Origin of the sequence: Microcoleus sp. T2B6 (genome assembly GCF_036700475.1) — a bacterium.
GTDB lineage: Bacteria > Cyanobacteriota > Cyanobacteriia > Cyanobacteriales > Microcoleaceae > Microcoleus.
The window spans coordinates 14,126-19,796 of the sequence record NZ_JAUBOZ010000125.1; the positions used below are offsets into that span (position 1 = coordinate 14,126).

General features: G+C 42.7%; 4 protein-coding genes. 2 read left to right on the forward strand and 2 right to left on the reverse strand.

Features of this window, described 5'->3' with window-relative positions; all coding sequences use genetic code 11:
• On the reverse strand, positions 1-904 hold a 904-nt coding region (locus QUA00_RS32155), incomplete at its 3' end, for an AAA-like domain-containing protein (RefSeq protein WP_333412461.1).
• 101 nt (positions 905-1,005) lie between these two features.
• Complete coding sequence (locus QUA00_RS32160) at positions 1,006-4,665, reverse strand: WD40 domain-containing protein (protein WP_333412463.1); 3,660 nt, start codon at positions 4,663-4,665, stop codon at positions 1,006-1,008.
• Positions 4,666-5,060: 395 nt separating this feature from the next.
• Here QUA00_RS32160 and QUA00_RS32165 point away from each other — a divergent pair, with 395 nt between their 5' ends.
• Both QUA00_RS32165 and QUA00_RS32170 read left to right on the forward strand, forming a co-directional pair.
• A complete protein-coding gene (locus QUA00_RS32165; RefSeq protein WP_333412466.1) occupies positions 5,061-5,237 on the forward strand; it encodes a hypothetical protein in 177 nt (58 codons plus the stop codon).
• 81 nt (positions 5,238-5,318) lie between these two features.
• On the forward strand, positions 5,319-5,671 hold a 353-nt coding region (locus QUA00_RS32170), incomplete at its 3' end, for a hypothetical protein (protein ID WP_333412468.1).

A 5,671-nucleotide genomic window follows, 5' to 3' on the forward strand; every position in this document is an offset into this window, starting at 1 on the left:
AGGCATCCTGCCTGTCTGTGGTGGTGGAACAGGCATCCTGCCTGTCTGTGGTGGTGGAACAGGCATCCTGCCTGTCTTGATCGGCGCCCTCTGCGCCTCTGCGGTTAACTCTCTTTAACTCCTTTTCCAGCATTAACTTGCACAGCTTTTGCGTCAAAAAAGGTTGTCCCCCCGTCCAATCCAAAATATCTGCGATCGCACTTTCAGGATTAGCAACTTGCCCCCGCCAACCATCAATCAAAGGCTGCACTTCATCAATCTGAAAACCGCCTAAATTGATCGCTCTACCAATATTAAATGGTGTTTGGGTTTTATCCGCAATCAAATCCGAAGGAGTCGCCACTCCCAACAAAGCAAATGTGAGGCGCTGATATTTTGGCTCATCCACTCGTCGGTTATAGAAAAACCTAATTAAAGCAAAAAAATCATCCAGGGAAAAACTCAGGCTCAAAACACTGTCAATTTCATCTACAAAAATTACAATATTTTGTTCAATTTCTACTAATAAAACTTCCTCTATAAACAAACTCAACCGCTGCACGGGTGACAATAATTCCCGCTGCTCTTTCCACCAAGCCCGCCATTGAAATTTTTTGCCAAGCTGATAGCTGCTTACCAGAGATTGCACGAGTCCGGCATACCACTTTTCTGCCGTTACATCTTCCTTCCCAATTCCGGTTAGGTCAATAAAAGCACAGAGAAACCCTTCCGCTTGCAGTCTTTGCATCGTCCGCACCCGCAAGCTTGATTTGCCCATCTGCCGCGAGTTCAGCACGTAACAAAACTGACCTGCTTTCAAACCTTCGTAAAAGTCTGAGTCTGCTTGTCGCATTACATAGCTGGAGGCATCAATTGGAAGACTACCGCCTACGTGATATTCATAATTAGCTGGATACTCTCTCATAATTGCCATCATCAAAATCTGGGTTTGATTATATGATAACTGCCTTACAATTACCCATTACCCCTTACCCATTACCAGTGTCTTATAACTAGCAACTTGAGTTATTTACAGATTTGGCTAAATTTTCTAGCCTCTTCGGGATGAGAAGCCAAATAATCTTCCAGCCACAAACAACCCCGCCCGATCGAATTATCGAGATCGAGTTCTAATTTCCACAACTTGATAGTATTGTCAAGCCCAGCAGAAGCTAGTGTTTTACCATCTGGACTAAACATAACGCTAGTAACTCTGTTGAGGTGTCCTTCTAGGGTTGATATTTCCCGACCAGTTTCTACATTCCACACCCTCACAGTACCATCTTCACTAGAGGAAGCTAAAATCTTGCCATCCGGACTGAAACTGACAGTAAATACCTCAGATAAATGTCCTTCTAGGGTAAGCAATAATCTGCCATTTTCTGCATTCCATAGTTTGACTGTACCATCATCACCACCAGAAGCTAAGATTTTACTATTTGGACTAAAACTAACGGTCTGTACCCAACCGCTATGGGCGGAAAAAGCCCACGTTAAAGTAGCTGTTTTTAAATTTAATAGTCTTAGATCACCGTTATTACAAGCCACAGCTAGAGCTTTTCCATCTGGACTAAAACTTAAATCAGTGACAATACGAGGTTCTTTAAAGGTTTTCAGCAAGCTAGCATCTGCTACATTCCAAAGTTTTACAGTACGATCATCACCGCCAGAGGCTAAGGTTTTCCCATCTGGACTAAAGCGAACGCTCCTGACCCAACCACTATGATCGTTGAGGGTTTTTAGTAATCGACCATCTTGAACATTCCACCACTTAAGTGTGTTGTCAACACTGCCGGAAGCTAACATATTACCATCGGGACTAAAACTAACACTTAGCATCGGCTCTTGATGACCGTTAAGAGTTTGGAGTAAAGTGCCATTTTTGATATTCCATAGCTTTATTTTAGAATCATCGCTACCGGAAGCAATAATCTTACCATCGGGACTAAAACTTATTGATCGAATATTATCGCTATTTTTTTTAATGGTTTGCGGTTCCCTAACTTCTAAATTCCAGAGCTTGATTGCGCTATCATAACTTCCAGAAACAAGAGTTTTGCTATCTGGACTAAAAGCGATACTCTCAATTTTACCGTCATGTCCTTTAAGAAGTTGCGGGTCGGTTCTGTTGTCGTTTATATCTTCTAAATTCCACAACTTTACGGTACTATCCGAACTGATAGTTGCTAGAGTTTTGCCATCTGGACTAAAAATTGCACTCCAGACAGCCCTGCGATGAGTAGGGAGGTTTTGCAGTAAAGTTTTATCTGCTACATTCCATAGTTTCACTATGCCTTCTTGATCGGCTGAAGCTAAAGTTTTACCATCGGGACTAAAACTGACACTTATGGTATTTACTTGATGACCTTCCAGAGTATTTACAAGGGTTCCATCGCCAATATTCCACAGCCTCACGGTTCTATCCCAACTTGTAGAAGCGAGAGTTTTACCATCGGGACTCCAACTAATATGGGTAACGGCACGGGTATGTCCTTTCAGAGTTTTTAATAACGTACTATCTGTTGCTTTCCACAACTTGATAGTACCATCGTGGCTACAGGAAGCGAGAATTTTACCATCGGGACTAAAACTAACAGTTCTTATCCAGTCATTATGAGCGTTAATAGTTTTAATTAAACGGCTATGCCTTACATCCCACAACTTAACCGTACCATCTTCACTACTAGAAGCCAAAATATTGCCATTAGGATGAAAACTTACACTCGTAACTCTAGTAGTACGTCCGGTCAGGGTTGATATTAATTTAGCTGGTCTAGCATTCCACAGTTTTACCGTACCATCCTCGCTAGCAGAAGCAAAAATTTTGCCATCGGGACTGAAAGTTACACTTCTGACACCGCTACTATGACCAACGGCGCGATCGCGTTCTCTAACATGATATATTGCCTGTTGCAGTGCCCTCATTACCTGCATTTGCGTATCGTTGCTGGCTGATTTTTCTAATTTTTTCATCTGCTGCGCTGCTTGTAATGCTTTCAGCAGTGCTTCAAAAGGGTCGGAAACCAAAGCTGCTTTAGAGAATAAAGTTTGCAGAACTACTTGTCGTTGGGCTAGTTCCTGTTGAGCTTTTTTTACTTGTAATTGGATGGAGATTGCTGTGATTACAGAAATTCCCAAAACTACAGAACCCATCGCAATGATCCGGGTAGCCCTGCGCTTGGCTTGAGTAAATTCTACTTTGGCTTGTTGTTGAGCTGAAACTAAGGTATCATTCGCTTTAGCTAATATCTGACCTTCTTCTTCTTTAACAGCTAAAACCTGTTGAACTTCACGCTTTTCCAAATCTTGAGATGCTGCTAAGAAGCGGTAATCCAGATGGCTTAAATTTTTATCTATCGACCATTCCAGAGCCTCTTGCAGCGCATTTCCCCGCAGCAGCCGCGAATTATCCTCAAAATTAGCCACAGCCCAAGCATTAAAAGTTTCCGAATAAGGCCGCAGCTTTCCTAACTGTTTTTCCACCCATTCCAGATTAAAAACTTCGGCATAAATGCGGTTGTAAACTTTTAATTTTCCCTGCTGTTGCACCACTAAACCAGACAGCCGCAACTCGGTTTGTTCGGGACTGCCATCGGCAAGAACCCCCAGGGGTAGGCACGGGGGCACTACCCCTACAAAACCCTGGTTTTCCTCGGTTTGGGGGGGATTCGCCGATTCCAAGATTTGCTGGTAAAGCCCTAATAACTGTCCGGCTTTTTGCTGATTTCTTAACAGGCGATCGCGAATAGTTTTCAAATGCTCCGGCTCATCCTGAGACTCCCAATTCTCAACAACCCGCAACCTCACCAACCCCGCAACTCCCTCCTCCTCTGTGGAACAGGCATCCTGCCTGTCTCTCTCTGCGCCCTCAGCGCCTCTGCGGTTAACTCTCTTCAACTCATTTTCCAACACCAACTTGCACAGCTTTTGCGTCAAAAAAGGTTGTCCCCCCGTCCAATCTAGTATTTGGGCGATCGCATTTTCAGGATTGGCAACTCGTCCTTGCCAGCCGTCAATTAAAGGCTGCACTTCATCAAGTTTAAAGCCGTCTAAATGTATCGCTTTACCAATATTAAAAGGAGTTTGAGTTTTGTCGGCAATCAAATCTGAAGGTGTTGCCACTCCTAGCAGCGCAAAAGTCAGTTTGCGGTAGAGAGGATTGTCAACTCTTCGATTGTAAAACCAACGAATTAGAGCAAAAAACTCATCCGCAGAAAAGTTCATACTCAACACTCGATCTATCTCGTCAATAAAAATAACTATATTTTGGGAAATCTCAACTAAAATAACTTCTTCAATAAACAAATTAAATCGCTGGAGAGGTGATAATAAATCCCGGCGATCGCGCCACCAATTCCGCCAATTAATTTGATTGCTTAGCTGGCAGCTACTCACCAAAGAATTAATCATTCCCGCATACCATTTTTCAGGAGTGACATCTTCCTTGCCAATACCAGTTAAATCGATACAAGCGCAAACAGTACCTTCAGCTTGCAGTCTTTGCATCGTCCGCACCCGCAAACTAGATTTGCCCATTTGCCGCGAATTCAGCACGTAACAAAACTCACGGGCCTTCAAACCTTCGTAAAAGTCCAAGTCTGCTTGCCGCATCACGTAACTCGACGCATCTGCTGGGAGACTCCCGCCAATCTGATATTCATCGCTAACTGGAAATTCTTTCATCATTGCCTGCACCCAAATCTAGATTAGATTGTACGATCGCCAACCTGACTATGTAGAGATTTACCAAACAACCTGACTTTTACTGATTTTTAGGACTTACGAATCGGTGGTCAGAAACCGGGTTTTTTCCGAAAAGACGCCTTGTAGCCAACAGATTAGGTCAAAAACCCGGTTTCTTTGGTCTGATGCCTGAGTCCTGATTTTTATGATGCTTTGTCAGGATGCACCTGATTTTTCCCTATAAATTCAAAGCCTGAAGCTATTTATCAGTTCCTATAATACCTGATTTTATCACCATTGCTGTTCGAGAGTTTTAGCAACAAACTGATAACAGGAAGCGAAAAGGGCAGCAAAAAAATATAAATACCCACCATTACTTCCTAAATAAACCCATTATTTTGAAATACAAAGGAGAAACTGAAATTGATATCTACGGTACTCAATTCAATGACAACAACACTGATAACGGCGGTAAGTTTCACAAATCATTAGTGGGAACTAATCAAGCTGACAAAATCTATGGCAAAGCAGGAAATTACATATTGTCGGGTTTTGGTGGCAACGACGACCTGTGAGGCGGCACTGGCAACGACGACTTTCATTTCAAGATCGGGCGAAATTTTGTATCAATTACCAAACAAGAAGGAGTAATCAAAATGGCGAGCGCACCTATTCTCACAAGAGACAAGTACAGCACTAAAAAGGCTGGCCTCATTGACATCGACATAAATATTGAGGATTCTGAAAAGGCTGGCCTCATTGAGATCGACATAAATATTGGCGATTCGGAAACTGTTGATTTGATTGACGACGACAGCGATGATTCTGAAACAGTTGATATCATTGACGACGACAGCGATGATTCTGAAACAGTTGATATCATTGACGACGACAGCGATGATTCTGAAACAGTTGATATCATTGACCGTCGTGACAGCGATGATTCTGAAACAGTTGATATCATTGACCGTCGTGACAGCGATGATTCTGAAACAGTTGATATCATTGA

Bases quoted from the DNA above. Each gene is read 5' to 3' on its own strand.
- QUA00_RS32160 (WP_333412463.1), bottom strand. From the start codon at position 4,665: ATGATGAAAGAATTTCCAGTTAGCGATGAATATCAGATTGGCGGGAGT.